General features: G+C 40.1%; 16 protein-coding genes. 11 read left to right on the top strand and 5 right to left on the bottom strand.

Going from position 1 to position 15,988, the window contains the following annotated elements:
- Window positions 1–5: 5 nt before the first annotated feature.
- The 6 genes from accD to GTH25_RS11640 all read left to right on the top strand — a co-directional run bounded on the left by accD (window position 6) and on the right by GTH25_RS11640 (window position 5,834).
- Entirely contained in the window at window positions 6–974 is a 969-nt protein-coding gene (gene accD / locus GTH25_RS11665; RefSeq protein ID WP_099659399.1) for an acetyl-CoA carboxylase, carboxyltransferase subunit beta, read from the top strand.
- Window positions 967–2,265, top strand: coding sequence for a bifunctional tetrahydrofolate synthase/dihydrofolate synthase (folC, locus tag GTH25_RS11660; protein ID WP_156733724.1), 1,299 nt, complete (start codon window positions 967–969; stop codon window positions 2,263–2,265). Before accD ends, folC begins: the two co-directional genes overlap by 8 nt.
- On the top strand, window positions 2,255–2,908 hold the full coding sequence (dedD, locus tag GTH25_RS11655; RefSeq protein ID WP_075670604.1) for a cell division protein DedD: 654 nt from the start codon (window positions 2,255–2,257) through the stop codon (window positions 2,906–2,908). Before folC ends, dedD begins: the two co-directional genes overlap by 11 nt.
- 185 nt (window positions 2,909–3,093) lie before the next feature.
- Window positions 3,094–3,585, top strand: a complete 492-nt coding sequence (gene cvpA / locus GTH25_RS11650) for a colicin V production protein (protein WP_023581692.1) — start codon at window positions 3,094–3,096, stop codon at window positions 3,583–3,585.
- A gap of 30 nt (window positions 3,586–3,615) precedes the next feature.
- Window positions 3,616–5,133 (top strand): amidophosphoribosyltransferase, encoded by a 1,518-nt coding sequence (gene purF, locus GTH25_RS11645; RefSeq protein WP_075670606.1) that lies wholly within the window; start codon window positions 3,616–3,618, stop codon window positions 5,131–5,133.
- Between the two features lie 119 nt (window positions 5,134–5,252).
- Complete coding sequence (locus GTH25_RS11640) at window positions 5,253–5,834, top strand: UbiX family flavin prenyltransferase (RefSeq protein ID WP_006533335.1); 582 nt, start codon at window positions 5,253–5,255, stop codon at window positions 5,832–5,834.
- Between the two features lie 147 nt (window positions 5,835–5,981).
- Here GTH25_RS11640 and GTH25_RS11635 read toward each other — a convergent pair whose 3' ends face one another.
- Both GTH25_RS11635 and GTH25_RS11630 read right to left on the bottom strand, forming a co-directional pair.
- Window positions 5,982–6,887, bottom strand: a complete 906-nt coding sequence (locus tag GTH25_RS11635) for a TIGR01777 family oxidoreductase (RefSeq protein WP_164530584.1) — start codon at window positions 6,885–6,887, stop codon at window positions 5,982–5,984.
- Window positions 6,888–6,950: 63 nt separating this feature from the next.
- Complete coding sequence (locus tag GTH25_RS11630; RefSeq protein ID WP_075670610.1) at window positions 6,951–7,568, bottom strand: glutathione binding-like protein; 618 nt, start codon at window positions 7,566–7,568, stop codon at window positions 6,951–6,953.
- Between the two features lie 197 nt (window positions 7,569–7,765).
- Between GTH25_RS11630 and yfcD the strand changes: the two genes are divergently transcribed.
- The gene (gene yfcD, locus GTH25_RS11625; RefSeq protein WP_072063189.1) at window positions 7,766–8,308 is read left to right on the top strand and encodes an NUDIX hydrolase YfcD; all 543 of its coding nucleotides are present in this window, start codon (window positions 7,766–7,768) and stop codon (window positions 8,306–8,308) included.
- On the opposite strand, the gene GTH25_RS11620 is transcribed toward yfcD, so the two are convergent.
- Complete coding sequence (locus GTH25_RS11620; RefSeq protein ID WP_088495111.1) at window positions 8,305–9,351, bottom strand: LacI family DNA-binding transcriptional regulator; 1,047 nt, start codon at window positions 9,349–9,351, stop codon at window positions 8,305–8,307. The two genes, yfcD and GTH25_RS11620, sit on opposite strands and share 4 nt — an antisense overlap.
- 227 nt (window positions 9,352–9,578) lie before the next feature.
- Here GTH25_RS11620 and GTH25_RS11615 point away from each other — a divergent pair, with 227 nt between their 5' ends.
- The 4 genes from GTH25_RS11615 (at window position 9,579) to alr (ending at window position 13,183) form a co-directional block, all read left to right on the top strand.
- On the top strand, window positions 9,579–10,022 hold the full coding sequence (locus GTH25_RS11615; RefSeq protein WP_075670614.1) for a PTS sugar transporter subunit IIA: 444 nt from the start codon (window positions 9,579–9,581) through the stop codon (window positions 10,020–10,022).
- A gap of 29 nt (window positions 10,023–10,051) precedes the next feature.
- Complete coding sequence (locus GTH25_RS11610; RefSeq protein ID WP_075670616.1) at window positions 10,052–10,339, top strand: PTS sugar transporter subunit IIB; 288 nt, start codon at window positions 10,052–10,054, stop codon at window positions 10,337–10,339.
- 10 nt (window positions 10,340–10,349) lie between these two features.
- Entirely contained in the window at window positions 10,350–11,606 is a 1,257-nt protein-coding gene (locus GTH25_RS11605; RefSeq protein ID WP_164530583.1) for a PTS ascorbate transporter subunit IIC, read from the top strand.
- Between the two features lie 353 nt (window positions 11,607–11,959).
- Window positions 11,960–13,183, top strand: a complete 1,224-nt coding sequence (alr, locus tag GTH25_RS11600) for an alanine racemase (protein WP_164530582.1) — start codon at window positions 11,960–11,962, stop codon at window positions 13,181–13,183.
- A 71-nt stretch (window positions 13,184–13,254) separates the two neighbouring features.
- On the opposite strand, the gene GTH25_RS11595 is transcribed toward alr, so the two are convergent.
- On the bottom strand, window positions 13,255–13,398 hold the full coding sequence (locus tag GTH25_RS11595; protein ID WP_072063187.1) for a Hok/Gef family protein: 144 nt from the start codon (window positions 13,396–13,398) through the stop codon (window positions 13,255–13,257).
- 409 nt (window positions 13,399–13,807) lie between these two features.
- Window positions 13,808–15,952, bottom strand: coding sequence for a phosphate acetyltransferase (gene pta, locus GTH25_RS11590; protein WP_156733721.1), 2,145 nt, complete (start codon window positions 15,950–15,952; stop codon window positions 13,808–13,810).
- Window positions 15,953–15,988: the final 36 nt, after the last annotated feature.

The raw sequence follows: 15,988 nt of genomic DNA, 5'->3' as shown, positions 1-15,988 counted from the left end.
CATTAATGAGCTGGATTGAAAAAATTCTAAACAAAAGCACTATCACAAGTTCACGTAAAGCCAATATCCCTGAAGGAGTTTGGACTAAATGTGACAGCTGTGGGCAGGTACTCTATCGCGCAGAATTAGAGCGTAATTTAGAGGTTTGCCCTAAATGTGATCACCATATGCGCATTTCAGCGCGCCGTCGCCTTGAGACTTTCCTTGATACAGGAAGCACAACAGAATTAGGCAGCGAATTAGAGCCTAAAGATATTCTGAAATTCCGCGACTCTAAAAAATACAAAGACAGAATCAGCGCTGCTCAAAAACAGACACAAGAAAAAGATGCATTAATCGTGATGAAAGGAACGCTGAAAAAGATGCCTGTTGTTGCTGCATCCTTTGAATTTGCGTTTATGGGCGGTTCAATGGCTTCTGTTGTAGGTGCACGTTTTGTTCGTGCTGTTGAACAAGCATTAGAAGATAACTGCCCATTAGTTTGCTTTTCAGCAAGTGGCGGCGCGCGTATGCAAGAAGCACTGATGTCATTAATGCAAATGGCAAAAACCAGTGCAGCATTAGCAAAAATGCAAGAGCGTGGTTTACCTTATATTTCAGTAATGACTGACCCTACAATGGGTGGTGTTTCTGCAAGTTTAGCGATGCTAGGTGATATCAACGTTGCTGAACCTAAAGCACTGATTGGTTTTGCAGGCCCTCGCGTTATTGAACAAACAGTACGTGAAAAATTACCTACTGGTTTCCAACGCAGTGAGTTCCTGTTAGAAAAAGGGGCGATCGATATGATTATTCGTCGTCCTGAAATGCGTGATGAGCTGGCTGAATTACTGGCTAAGCTGACTCAGTATGATTTAGTTGAAGATGAAAATGAAGATGAAATCATCGGTGAAGAAATGATTGCTGATGAAATTGAATCTACAGACAACGAGCCAGAAATTAACATCGAAACGAATAAAAAAGAAGATGTCTAATATCATAACTGCTCCTAAAGCCACATCGCCTTTGTCGGTGTGGCTTTCTTATCTTGAACATTTGCACTCTAGCGCCATTGATATGGGGTTAGAACGAGTAGGCAAGGTAGGAAAAATATTAAACGTGTTACGTCCCGCACCTAAGGTAATTACTGTCTCAGGTACCAATGGGAAAGGCACAACCTGCCATATGCTAGAGTCAATCTTGATGGCATCAGGATTGAAAATCGGCGTTTATAGCTCCCCTCATCTTGTCCGTTATACAGAACGTGTTCGTATTCAAGGCAAAGAACTTTCCGAAGATGCTTTTTGTGAAGTTTTTGCAGAAATTGAACAAGCTAGGGGTGATATATCTCTGACCTTTTTTGAATATGGCACTCTGGCTGCGCTGAAGTTATTTCAACAAGCACAACTTGATGTTGTTATTCTTGAAGTAGGATTAGGCGGTCGATTAGATGCGACGAATATCGTTGATGCGGATATTGCTGCTATCACAAGTATTGCACTCGATCATACTGATTGGTTAGGTGCAGATAGAGAGCATATTGGCCACGAGAAAGCCGGTATTTTTCGTGCTAATCACTACGCCGTTGTGGGTGAGCCGGATATGCCTCACTCCATTGCTGAAGTTGCCAATGAAAAACAGGCTAAACTTTTCCGTCGAGGAACTGATTGGTCTTTTGTTATTGACGGTGATCACTGGCATTGGCGTTGTGCTGATTGTGAATTTGATGCGTTGCCAATCCCTAATATTCCATTAGCCAATGCGGCGACAGCGATGGCAGTTATTCGTTGCTTGCTCAAGTCTGATGATAAAGTCAGCCAAGCAATAACACAGCAAAGCATTGTTGAAGGTATGTCTCACGCACAATTGCCAGGTCGTTTTCAGGTAATTTCTCAACATCCTTTGGTTATCTTTGATGTGGCTCATAATCCTCATGCGGCGGGCTATTTAGCGGAAAAATTATCACAATTACCACAAAAATCTGATACTCAGGTGCGTATTGTTGTTGGTATGCTGGGTGATAAAGATATTGCAGGAACATTAGCGTGCTTAACACCATTGGCTGATAGCTGGTATGTTGCTCCACTTAATGAGTTTCGAGGTGCTTCTGCGGATGTATTAGCTCAACATCTTGAGAAACCAATGGTATTCGATAGTGTTGAAAATGCATGGCAACAAGCAATGTCTGATGCTACTCCTAACGATATTGTTGTGGTTTGTGGTTCATTTCATACTGTCGCACATGTGATGGAACTTTTGGAAAAGGAGAGTGTGAGTGGCAAGTAAATTTCAAAATCGCTTAGTCGGTGCCGTTGTATTGGTGGCAGTAGGGGTTATTTTTTTGCCTGCACTGCTCGACGGCGATAAGAAATATAACGAAGACCAGTTCGCCTCTATTCCTTTAGTACCTAAACCTGGTGATGAGCAAGAAATAGAATCTATCGCCCCGATAGAGCAAACCTCAGTGCCATCTACTCCATCAGAAGGTGCGTCTGAAGGTATGCTTTCTGAAGCGGTGACAGGCGTTGAACAACCTACTGTTACAACACCCGAAGCACCTGCTGTTGTACCTGTTACACCATCAGCACAACCACCACAACAACCAACGTCTACACAAGAGCCTCCTGCTGTGGTTACGCCTCCAGTACAACCACCAGCACCACCAGTGCAAGAAACTAAGCCACCGAAAGGTGAGGCTTGGGTTGTTCAATTAGGTGCGTTGAAAAATGCGGCGAAGGTAGAAGAAATTATTGCGAAAATGCATTTCTCAGGTTATCCGGTATACACCATACCTGCACGTCCAGTTGCAGGGCAAGTGACTCGAATTTATATCGGCCCTAGTGCATCGAAGTCAGAATTACAGGCGATTTTGCCTCATTTAAAAGAGCTTACGGGCTTACAAGGTGAGGTAAGGGCATATAAGCCTTAATTTTTTCTAAACGAGTCATCAGATGAGTGATGTAACAAAGCGTTAACTTATTGCGGCGATTATGATTTTTCATATCGCCGTAAATTATTTTGAAATTAGCGAAAATTAGCATTACGCAAACGTTTTCGTTTTCTGTTAGAATGCTTCCGTATTAATGCGGAGCATCATTATTGGATAAAGAATTTATGGTCTGGATAGATTACGCCATCATTGCCATTATTGGTTTTTCCGCATTAGTCAGCCTGATCCGTGGCTTTGTTCGTGAAGCATTGTCACTCATCACCTGGGGTTGTGGTTTCTTTGTTGCTAGTCAGTTTTATCCTTATCTTGCCGTCTATTTTACCCGGTTTGAAGATGAGCTGGTTCGTAACGGGATTGCGATAGTTACGTTATTTATTGCGACACTGATTGTCGGTGCTGTTGTGAATTATGTGATTAGCTCTCTTGTTCAACGCACAGGGTTATCAGGTACAGATCGTGTATTGGGGGTCTGTTTCGGGGCTTTAAGAGGCGTGCTGATAGTCTCAGCATTACTTTTTGTTTTAGGTGCATTTACGCCTATGGCAGATAGCGCTGATTGGCAACGTTCTGAGCTTATTCCTCAATTCAACCATATTATTAGGTGGTTCTTTGACTACCTGCAAAATGCGTCAAGTTTCGTGTCGGAGAGAATATAACCTCTCCGTCTGGCTGATGAGGATCTATTCATGTGCGGTATTGTCGGTATCGCTGGAGCTAATCCAGTAAACCAATCAATTTATGATGCGTTAACGGTGTTACAACACCGAGGTCAAGATGCAGCAGGCATTGCAACGATAGACGGTAACAACGGTTTCCGTCTTCGCAAAGCTAACGGACTGGTTAAAGATGTGTTCGAAACCCGTCATATGTTGCGTTTAAAAGGTACTATCGGGATAGGGCATGTCCGTTATCCTACAGCGGGTAGTTCTAGTGCATCAGAAGCGCAGCCTTTTTATGTGAATTCACCTTTTGGTATTACGTTGGCACACAATGGTAATTTAACCAATGCGCATTTATTACGTCGCCAATTATTTGAAACAGCGCGTCGCCATATCAATACCACCTCTGATTCTGAAATTCTGCTTAATGTATTGGCATATGAATTAGACCGTTTTGACCATTTCCCTCTTGAACCTGATAATATTTTTGCAGCCGTTGCGGCAATGCATAAAAAACTACGCGGTGCTTATGCTTGTGTTGCTTTGATCATCGGTCATGGTTTACTGGCTTTTCGTGATCCCTTTGGTATTCGTCCTTTAGTATTAGGTAAACGTACCTTAGAAGATGGTCGCCATGAATATATGGTCGCATCTGAAAGTGTTGCACTTGATACTTTAGGTTTTGAATTTTTACGTGATGTGGCACCGGGTGAAGCAGTTTATATCACAGAACAAGGACAACTTTTTACGCGCCAATGTGCTGAAAATCCGCAATTAATGCCTTGTTTATTTGAGTATGTTTACTTTGCTCGCCCCGATTCCTTTATCGATAAAATTTCGGTTTATAATGCGCGTTTACGCATGGGGCAGAAATTAGGCGCTAAAATTGCGAAAGAGTGGGATGATTTACACATTGATGTTGTGATCCCAATTCCTGAAACATCTTGTGATATTGCCTTAGAAATTGCACATATTCTCAATAAACCTTATCGCCAAGGTTTTGTAAAAAATCGCTATGTTGGTCGTACTTTTATTATGCCGGGTCAGCAAGAGCGTCGTAAATCGGTTAGACGTAAACTGAATGCAAATCGTGCAGAGTTTCGTGATAAAAATGTTCTGTTGATTGATGACTCGATTGTACGTGGCACAACGTCAGAGCAAATCGTCGAGCTTGCAAGAGAAGCAGGTGCGAAGAAAGTCTATTTTGCATCAGCCGCACCAGAAGTTCGCTTCCCTAATGTGTATGGCATTGATATGCCAAATGCTAATGAGCTTATTGCTCATGGGCGTGAAGTGGATGAAATTCGTAAATTAATTGGTGCTGATGGGCTTATTTTCCAAGATCTCACTGATTTAATTGCCGCAGTACAAGAAGAGAATCCTGATATTAATCAGTTTGAATGTTCTGTGTTTGACGGTGTTTATATTACAAAAGATATTGACCAAGATTACTTGGATTATTTAGAAAATCTACGTCGTGATGATGAACATAAAATTCGTGATCAGAATGAAATAGAAAATTTGGAAATCTATAACGAAGGCTAATTTTTCGGTAAGATATCCCTCTTATAAAGCGTCGATGCCAGCGTGTTCTGCATCGACGCTTGTTTTTTGAGGGTTAATCATCATAATGATTAACAAAGGTATATATTCTGAGGATCATAATGAAAAAGCTGATAGTTGGGCTAACCGGCGCCAGTGGTGCAATTTACGGTATACGTTTATTAGAGATACTGAAATCAGTGCCATCCGTTGAAACACATTTAGTCATTAGCCAAGCAGCACGTCGTACTATTTCATTAGAAACCGATTATTCGCTAAAAGATATCCATGCTTTAGCGGATGTGATTTATGACGATCGCGATATTGGCGCCTCTATCTCTTCAGGATCGTTTCGTGTCAATGGAATGGTTATATTACCTTGCTCAATAAAAAGCCTGTCAGGTATTGTTCATAGCTATACAGATACCTTAGTGACTCGTGCTGCGGATGTGGTATTAAAAGAAGGGCGTAAGTTAGTGTTATGTGTGCGTGAAACGCCTCTGCATTTAGGTCATTTGCGATTAATGACACAAGCTTCTGAGTTAGGCGCAGTGATTATGCCTCCTGTTCCAGCCTTCTATTTTCAGCCTAAAACCATCGATGACATTGTCAATCAAACCGTTAATCGTGTACTCGATCAGTTTGAGATTGATTTACCTGATGATTTGTTTCAACGATGGGAAGGCGATAAGCCTGCTCGCTAAGTATACTCGTCATACTTCAAGTTGTAGCGTTGTTGACGGCGTTCATTCGCACTAGTCACATACTATTGTATGCTCCTAGAGACTCATTTACTTGTCGCCTAGCTACACCTTGAACTATTTAGAGTATCTATTTTGAATAAAAAGAGATTATTTTCCAGTGGTAATAATATCTTTTAATGCCTCTTCTAAATGAGGGTAGCGAAATTCAAAGCCAGCATTAAGTAGTTTTTCAGGAATGGCTTGTTGCCCACCTAACACTAATGTGGCGCTTTCTCCCATCACTAAACGTAATATGCTTTCAGGCACTGTTATTAAGGCTGGGCGATTGAAGGCTTTTCCTAATAGACGAGTAAACTCTTTATTTTGTACAGGCTCAGGCGCTGTTAAGTTAAAAGCGCCTTTAGTATCTTGGTTCTTAAGCAAGAAAATAATCGCATTGACCATATCATCAATATGGATCCACGGCATATATTGTTTCCCACTTCCCAATTTGCCGCCTAACCCTAGCTTAAAGGGTTTGCTCATTTTAGGCAGCGCGCCACCGAGTGTTGAAAGTACAATCCCTGTACGTAACAAGCAAACTCGTGTTAATGGTGTTTGAGCCTCAAGTGCAATACGTTCCCATTTTGCACAAAGCTCATGTGTAAACTCTGGATTTGCTGGTGTTTCTTCAGTGACTCGAGTATCACCTTGATCACCATAAAATCCCACCGCTGAGCCAGAAATAAAAACAGCAGGGGGGGGATCACTGGCTTTAATTAAATCAACCAATTTCTGGGTTAAATGACAACGGCTATTAACGAGTTTCTGTTTTTGAGAAGGTGTCCAACGGTTATCAGCAATAGGCTCTCCAGCAAGATTAATAACGGCATCAAACTCATTAAGATTTTGTTTATCGTTGAGTTGAGTCCAACAGGTGATCTCATTACAAAAATGCGAATAGACTTTTTGAGGTGAACGAGAAAGCACCGTAATATCATTATTAGATAGTGCAAGTTCGCACACTAATGCTTTGCCAATTAATCCTGTACCACCTGTAATAAGTATTTTCATCACCATCCTCCTGATCATCTTGCCTAATAAAGAATAAATATCATCCTGATATATGAATTGCGTTTATTCACCAAAGAGTTTTTTCGCAGCTGGGCGTTGGGTAATGTTGTTTTGCCATTTTTCTACCGCAGGGTAATTTGCCAAATCAATGTTATGATGTTCGTGCCGACGAACCCATGTATATGTGGCGATATCCGCGATGCTGTACTCTTGTCCACCAAGGTAAGGTGATTGCGCTAACCTTTTCTCTAATACGCTATATAAACGCTGTGTTTCTTCAGTATAACGTTTAATCGCATAAGGGACTTTTTCTGTGGCATAACGAGTGAAGTGATGATTTTGCCCCAACATTGGGCCAAATCCACCCACTTGCCAAAACAGCCATTGTAGTTGTGTTGTTTTTTCTCGTAAATTTTGGCTAATCAATTTGCCACTTTTTTCAGCTAGATAGATAAGAATAGCACCTGATTCAAAAATAGAGATAGGTTCACCCCCATCAACCGGTGAGTTATCTACAATAGCGGGAATTTTATTATTGGGTGAAATTGCTAAAAATTCAGGCTTAAATTGATCGCCTTTACTAATATCAATGCGATGTAACTGATAAGGTATGCCTGTTTCTTCAAGAAAAAGCGTTATTTTTTGGCCATTTGGGGTATCTGCATAATATAAGTCAATCATAAAAGCTCCAAAATAAAGTAGGCACTAAATACATAAGATAATCACAGTCTGCCTTCTAACATCATAAAAAGCAAAAAAGCGCAAGATGGATAAAACAAGTCACGTATGATTATTGTAGTGGTGAAAAATAGTGATTTTGGTATATTCAGGATAAAAATTACGATCGTTTAGTATCGGTTAAAAAAGGTTTGTTGAGGATGGAACAAGAAAAGACGGCATTGGTTGAATGGGTTGATATTGTTGATGATAAAAATGAAGTCGTTGCACAAGCAACACGTCAACAAATGCGAGCTGAAAACCTAAGACATAGAGCAACTTATATCGTGGTTCATGATGGAATGGGAAAAATCTTGGCACAGCGAAGAACTGAAACAAAAGATTTTTATCCTGGTTGGTTGGATGCTACTGCGGGTGGTGTAGTTCAACAAGGTGAGAATTTACTTGAAAGTGCACGTCGTGAAGCAGAAGAAGAATTAGGTATTGCTGGAGTCCCTTTTGCTGAGCATGGACAATTTTATTATGATGATGAAAGTTGTCGTGTATGGGGAAGTCTGTTTAGTTGTGTTTCTCATGGGCCTTTCGCACTGCAAGCAGAAGAAATTGAGGAAGTGTGTTGGTTAACTCCCTCTGAAATTACTGAACGTTGTGATGAATTCACACCGGATTCATTAAAAGCGCTTTCTCTTTGGTTAACGCGTAACAACAGTACACGCCTAGAAAGTAGAGAAACAGTAGATTAAGGGGTACTTTGCCCTAGTTCAAATCGATAAGCATAGTTGATAACGGTATCTTCGAATATAGCGTTATCATCTTCGTCTCTCAAACGTTGTAAAAGTGCTATCAGATGTTTTCCCGCCTCTTTTCCCATTTTGTGATAATCAAAACGAATTGATGTGAGAGAAGGAGATATCTGATCGCTATTTTCAGAGCCTTCTAAACAAGCAATAGCTAGATCTTGTGGGATCTTAATTAATCGACGTTGACACTCAAAAATCATACCTAGCGCAATACTTTCATGACTACAAATAACCGCATCTAGTTCTGGTTGACGCAATAAAATTTCTGTTAATGCTTGTCGCCCGTATGCCATAGAAGCGGGATCGGGCGTGGTGACACTTTGTTCAGCATTTAAATAATTTTTGAGTAATGCTCGTGACCAACCTGTTATTTGCTGGTGGTGCAGGCGTTGCCCTTGTAACGCACCAATATAGCCAATACAACGTTTTCCTTGGGTGACTAAATGGTTTGTTAAATCATATGCGGCTTGCTCATAAGAACAATCGATACTAATTGCTGCCTGCTCATCCGATTGGCTGGCGACACTGACAACAGGCACATTGGCATTACTGATATGTAAAAAATGAGTTGGGCTAAGCTGTGAACCAAAGGCAACCAATGCAGCAGGATTACTTTGCAATAGCATATTGATCACATCGCTAGCTTTATGAGGCTGATGTTCATAACAACCGACTAAAATTTGATACTGATGACGATTGAGTATTTGTTGCAAAGACTGCATAAAATCCGCACTGGCTCTATCTGTAAAAGAGGGCAACAGTACAGCAATAATATGGCTTTGTGCTGAAGCTAAAGCACCTGCTGAAGCATTAGGAATATAGCCAAGCTCTTCTACTGCTTGATTAACTTTTTCTCGTAACTTATCAGAAACTAATTCAGGGGTTCGCAATGCACGAGAAACGGTCATTGAACCGACTCCTGCATGTTTAGCGACATCTTGTAATGTGACGCGACCTGTATTTCGGCGCTTACGTGTTTTGATCATTTGTGATTATGCTTGCTTAGCCTATTTTATTAACCGCAGATCCTACCTGAAATCTTTCTATTATGCTGAAACAATACAGTGTCAATTGTTGGCATTTTCTGCAATTAACATTTCATTAAAATGATAGCGCTATCACAATTACGAATGATCTATCTAGATAGCGCTACCATTAATGATTACTATCCTTAATAACGAAGCTCAAAAAGAGTCTTATTGAGGTTACAAATATGCTTAAAACGTTATTAACACCGGATGTGGTGCAAGTGGTTCCAAACGTTAGCGATTGGCGAGAAGCCGTTAAAGTCGCGTGTCAGCCATTAATTGATAAAGGTTGTATTGAACCTCGTTATATCGATGCAATTTATAAATCACACGAAAAAATCGGGCCATATTATGTATTAGGTCCAGGTATTGCGATGCCTCATGCACGTCCTGAGGATGGTGTTAATCAACTTTCTCTTGCATTAACTATTGTTGAGCAAGGTGTTGAGTTTGGTGCTGATGAAAACGATCCTGTGAAATTACTGATTGTTTTGGCTGCAACAGATAACGATAGCCATATTAATGCCATTATGAAATTAGCCGAACTTTTTGATAACGACACTGATATTCAAAAGCTATTTAATGCGAAAAGCAAAGCGGATGTATTAGCCGTTATCAACAACTATTAATGACGATTTAAATTACCAAGGGGAATATCATGAAAATTACTGTTGTGTGTGGAAATGGTTTAGGTAGTAGCTTAATGATGGAAATGAGCATCAAAAGCATCCTAAAAGATCTTGCTGTGAATGCAGAAGTGGATCACGTTGATCTGGGTTCAGCAAAAGGGACACCAAGTGATATCTATGTGGGTACGCGCGATATTGCAGAGCAACTTAATTCACAAGCGGTAAATGGAAAGGTTGTTTCACTGGACAACATGATTGATAAAGTGGCGATGAAAGAGAAGCTTTCTGCCGCATTACGTGAATTAGGCGCGTTATAAGGAGCCTATCATGGACTTTTTCCGCTTTCTAATGAGTGATGTGCTTTCAGAGCCGGCTATTTTAGTGGGTTTGATTGCATTGATTGGCTTAATTGCCCAGAAAAAACCAGTTACAGAATGTATTAAAGGCACCGTGAAAACCATTATGGGTTTTGTGATTTTAGGTGCTGGTGCAGGTCTTGTAATTAACTCACTGGGTGATTTCTCAACGATTTTCCAACATGCATTCGGTATTCAAGGTGTTGTGCCTAATAACGAGGCGATTGTCTCTATTGCACAAAAAAGCTTTGGTAAAGAGATGGCATTAATTATGTTTTTTGCCATGTTGATTAATATCTTAATTGCACGTTTAACGCCGTGGAAATTTATTTTCTTAACTGGTCACCATACATTATTTATGTCAATGATGGTGGCAGTTATTTTGGCAACTGCGGGCTTAGAAGGCACAGCATTAGTTGCGGTTGGTTCATTAGTTGTTGGGATTTCAATGGTATTTTTCCCTGCCATTGCACATCCTTATATGAAAAAAATCACTGGCTCTGACGATGTTGCATTAGGGCACTTCTCAACTATTTCTTATGTTGTTGCGGGCTTTATCGGTAGTAAATTTGGTAATAAAGAGCATTCAACAGAAGAGATGAATGTACCTAAAAGCTTACTATTTTTACGTGATACTCCAGTTGCTATTGCCTTCACTATGGGCATTATCTTTATCATTACATGTTTATTTGCGGGCGATGCTTTTGTTCGAGAAGTCAGTGGTGGTAAAAACTGGTTTATGTTCTCGTTAATGCAATCTATAACCTTTGCAGCAGGTGTTTATATTATTCTGCAAGGTGTGCGTATGGTTATTGCTGAGATCGTTCCTGCATTTAAAGGTATTTCAGATAAGTTAGTCCCTAATGCAAAACCAGCGTTAGATTGCCCAGTTGTATTCCCTTATGCACCCAATGCCGTGTTAGTTGGTTTTTTAAGTAGCTTTGCTGCGGGTGTTATTGGCATGTTTGTTCTGTATGCCTTAGATTGGACAGTAATAATTCCGGGTGTAGTTCCTCACTTCTTTGTGGGTGCAACAGCTGGGGTATTTGGTAATGCAACCGGTGGACGTCGTGGTGCGATTTTAGGCGCATTCGTTCAAGGCTTATTAATCACGTTCTTACCTGTGTTCCTATTACCAGTACTTGGTGATATCGGTATTGCTAACACTACATTTAGTGATGCAGACTTCGGTGTTATCGGTATTCTGTTAGGTATTATTGTCCGCTGATAGTAGCTGTTTATTGAATTTTAATAGATGCCCGACTTTTTAATCAGTCGGGCATTTTTTTGGTAGAAATAATGCACTTAAATTTCTTTTATATATTCAATATATTATGATTAGAGTGCTCCCCGTATGCACGGGGATAGACTGGCGTTTCCTACAGAGATCACACCTATAATTTTCTTTCCCTTTTCTATTCATTTTCGTCATTGACTGATACATATATCATTTTGAATTAATATGTTTATTTTATGAATAATAATGCTATCATCCTGAGTGAATATTCACGATGTGTATATTTTCGTACCTAATTAATTATAAAAATAGGTTTAACATCACAATCACTAAGGAAAAAGAAGATGTCTTTTGGTATTCGATATCTTGCGTTGTTACCACTTTTTGTTATCACTGCTTGCCAACAACCGCTTAATCACAATCCACCAGCGATTCAAACTGCTCAGGTTCAACCTGCAATTGTGAATAACTCATGGATTGAAATTTCACGTAGTGCACTTGATTTTAATGTGAAAAAAGTACAATCACTTTTAGGTGATAAATCCTCACTTTGTGCTGTTTTAAAAGGCGATGCATATGGACATGATTTATCATTAGTTGCACCTGTTATGATTGAAAATAATGTGCAATGTATTGGTGTAACGAATAACCAAGAGCTAAAAGAAGTTCGTGATCTAGGATTTCAAGGTCGTTTAATGCGTGTACGTAATGCCACTGAGCAAGAAATGGCTCAGGCGACAAGCTATAACGTGGAAGAATTGATTGGTAACTTAGATATGGCTAAGAAATTAGATGCCATTGCTAAACAACAAAATAAAGTAATCCCTATTCATCTTGCCTTAAACTCAGGTGGAATGTCTCGTAATGGATTAGAAGTTAATAACAATGCGGGGCTCGAAGAGGCGAAGCAAATTACTCAATTAGCTAACCTTAAAGTGGTTGGCATTATGTCTCATTATCCTGAAGAAGATGCAGATAAAGTAAGAGAAGATCTCGCTCGTTTTAAACAGCAATCACAAAAGGTATTGGATGTTACTGGGCTAAATCGTAAAGACGTTACTCTGCATATGGCAAATACTTTTGCCACAATTACCGTACCTGAATCATGGCTGGATATGGTGCGTGTAGGTGGGATTTTTTATGGAGATACCATTGCAAGTACCGATTACAAACGTGTTATGACTTTTAAATCCAATATTGCCTCAATCAATTATTATCCTAAAGGCAATACTGTTGGTTATGATCGCACTTACACACTAAAACGTGACTCAGTGTTAGCTAATATTCCTGTCGGTTATGCAGATGGTTATCGTCGAGTCTTTAGTAATGCAGGGCATGCTTTAATTGGTGGCCAACGTGTGCCTGTTTTAGGTAAAACATCAATGAATACAGTGATTGTTGATATTACCGATCTTAAAAATATCAAATCAGGAGATGAAGTCGTGTTCTTTGGTAAGCAAGGTAATGCAGAGATCACTGCTGAAGAGGTTGAAGATATTAGTGGTGCATTATTTACAGAGATGTCGATTTTGTGGGGTGCGACCAACCAGCGTGTGCTAGTGGATTAAAGTAGGGTGCTTGTGATCACCAATCTCAACAACTTTTGAGAGAAATTGTGGGGGAATTTACCCCCACAAAACTATTTATCGCAAGATAAAATAGCTTGAACTACGGTGTCGCCACTACTGATATTAAAAGAACATAATCTTTCATGTTTCAGTAAAGCAAAACACAAAACTGTAATACATACAGTAATCAGCCCTAATAGGGCAAGCTTAGTCACTTCTCTTGACACTCCTTTATAAAGGAGACAGAATCAAGTTGTCTGGTTTGAGACAGCCTCGGATTTTAGTAAATTAAAATTCGGGGCTTTCGTCTTTTTGGCTCCTGCAAATGCTTGAACCAAAATGATCCAAGCACTCACCAGCATACTAACAGAAATTCACCTCATTCCTATCTTTTTCTGAATAATAAAGATATCGATAATCAAGTAAAATCAATACGTTAATTGTTTTTGTATCGGGTGTTTATATGTGTGATTTTATTTGACACTCTTTTATAAAGGAGACAGAATCAAGTTGTTTGGTTTTGAGACTGCCTCGGATTTTAGTCAAATAAGAAATCTGTAGAATAAAAAACGCCAGATGATTGATTTCATCTGGCGTTTTTTTATTTGAAGCGAACTTCAATAATTATGCGTTTTCTTGTTGGCTTGCTTGAATCGCTGTTAACGCAACGGTGTAGACGATATCGTCTACTAATGCACCACGAGAAAGGTCATTCACTGGTTTACGCATACCTTGTAACATTGGCCCAATTGAAACCAAGTCAGCTGAACGTTGTACCGCTTTATAAGTGGTATTACCAGTGTTCAGATCAGGGAAGATAAACACAGTCGCTTTACCTGCAACTGGTGAGTTTGGTGCTTTAGATTTAGCAACATCAGCCATAACAGCCGCATCGTATTGTAAAGGACCATCAATCATCAGATCAGGGCGTTTTTCTTGTGCTAAACGTGTTGCTTCACGAACTTTCTCTACATCGCTACCTGCTCCAGAGTTACCAGTAGAATAAGAGATCATCGCAACACGTGGGTCGATACCGAATGCAATTGCAGAGTCTGCAGATTGGATTGCGATTTCAGCCAGCTGTTCTGCTGTTGGATCTGGGTTAATTGCACAGTCGCCATAAACATAAACTTGTTCTGGTAACAGCATAAAGAACACAGAAGACACTAATGAGCTACCTGGTGCAGTTTTGATTAACTGTAGTGGTGGGCGAATAGTGTTAGCAGTTGTATGAACAGCACCAGAAACTAGGCCGTCTACTTCACCTTTTTCCAGCATTAATGTGCCAAGAACAACGTTATCTTCTAACTGTTCACGAGCAACAACTTCTGTCATACCTTTATTTTTGCGCAGTTCAACTAAGCGAGGTACATAGATTTCACGTACTTCTTTAGGATTGACTAACTCAATGCCTGTGCCTAATTCAACACCTTGTGCGGTTGCTACACGACGAATTTCTTCAGGATCGCCTAACAGTACGCAAGTTGCGATACCACGATCAGCACAAATAGCAGCCGCTTTAACTGTACGTGGTTCATCACCTTCTGGTAAAACGATACGTTTTTTCGCTTTACGTGCTAATTCTGTTAATTGATAACGGAATGCTGGTGGTGATAAACGGTTAGGGCGTTCAGAGTTAGCGGTCAGTGAATCAATCCATTGTGTATTGATATGTTGAGCAACGTAGTTCTGAATTTTCTCAATGCGTTCATGGTCATCAGCAGGAACTTCTAAGCTAAAGCTTTGCAGATTTAAAGAAGTCTGCCAAGTGTTCGCATTAACCATAAAGATTGGTAAGCCAGTTTCGAATGCACGTTCACAAAGTTGTTTGATTGGTGCATCGATTTGGTAGCCACCTGTTAGTAGAATTGCACCAATTTCAACGCCATTCATTGCTGCAAGGCACGCTGAAACTAATACATCTGGGCGATCCGCTGAAGTTACTAAAAGTGAACCTGGACGGAAATGCTCTAACATGTGTGGAATACTACGGGCACAGAAAGTCACAGATTTAATACGACGGGTTTCAATATCGCCTTTATTGACGATAGTCGCATTTAAGTGTTTTGCCATATCTGTTGCACGAGTGGCGATTAAATCGAAGTTCCAAGGAATGCAACCCAGTAAAGGCAGTGGGCTATTTTTTTCAATGGTTTTTAAATCGACATTAGAGATAATTGCTTTACTTGAATCATCAAAGATTTCAGATAAGTCAGGGCGAGTACGGCCTTGATCATCAACAGGTGCATTTAGTTTGTTAACAATAACGCCTGTAATGTTTTGGTTTTTTACACCGCCAAATTCAGCACGCGCAAATTCGATACGCTCTTTTAGCTGTTCAACAGTGTTGTTACCTAATGCAGTAACGAAAACAATTTCAGCACCTAATGTTTTTGCAATTTCATAGTTTAATGATTGTGCAAAAGGATGCTTACGCATAGGTACCAGACCTTCGATGAGAATAACTTCTGCATCAGCGGTGTTTTCATGGTATCTAGCAACAATTTCTTCCATCAGAACATCTTTTTGGTTTGAGCTGAGTAGAGACTCAACATAATCCATGTTTAAAGGTTCTGATGATTGAATAGTGGAGTGAGAGCGGATAATCGCAGTTGTCTGATCTAAAGCGCCTTTTACACGAGGTTGTGCAATTGGCTTGAACACGCTAAGGCGAACGCCTTTTTGTTCCATAGAACGGATAACACCCAAGCTGACGCTGGTTAAACCCACGCGTGTATCAGTTGGGACTAGCATAATTGTACGGGACACGGAAACCTCTTTAAATATCGGTTGCTCGTTATGTAA

It is taken from the genome of Proteus terrae subsp. cibarius (genome assembly GCF_011045835.1).
In the GTDB taxonomy this organism is placed as follows: Bacteria; Pseudomonadota; Gammaproteobacteria; order Enterobacterales; family Enterobacteriaceae; genus Proteus; species Proteus cibarius.
Note: the sequence above shows the minus strand (reverse complement) of the source record. Positions and strands in the feature narration are given on the sequence as shown.